This is a genomic window from Dietzia sp. IBK-p2-15D, assembly GCF_057773105.1.
This window is the reverse complement of record NZ_JBYMTK010000084.1, coordinates 1-459: the sequence shown is the minus strand read 5'-3', so window position 1 is coordinate 459 and position 459 is coordinate 1. Positions and strand designations below refer to the sequence as shown.

1 protein-coding gene is annotated in these 459 nt (G+C 40.5%); it reads right to left on the bottom strand.

The window, feature by feature from the left end:
- A partial coding sequence (locus tag AC3DEV_RS16975; protein WP_488372867.1) for a hypothetical protein occupies positions 1-459 on the bottom strand: 459 nt, incomplete at both ends.

Genomic DNA, 459 nt, shown 5'->3' with positions numbered 1-459 from the left:
TTCCGTAATCTAATTCAACGAAACGAGCCTTAGCCATTGTTTTTTCGTCTTCCTTCAGCTCTCGATATGTTTCAGTTGCTTCGAGTTTTTTATGTGTAACAAGCAACAAATAGACACCGACAGTCTCAGTGCTACTGCCGTCAATTTCCGCATAACTTAACTCAGCAATATCCTGCATCACATTAAGAATGCTTCTTCTCGCAGGAATATCCAAAAGAGATGTGAATTCATCCCAGATCAGCATTAGATAATCCGCAATTCCTCTGGCCTTTAATTCATTCTTTACCTCTTTGAGCCATTCAACAATGTCGTGTGTCCGGAAACCGCCTAACCCGGCTTTCTTCAACTCATCCGCAATGATGCGTATTACCTTAGTCTCGCTGTTCTTTAGGCAGTCAATAAGTTGTTTCTTAGTAGCCGCATAACTATGGAGTTCGACATTGTTTTTTAAAAGATCAT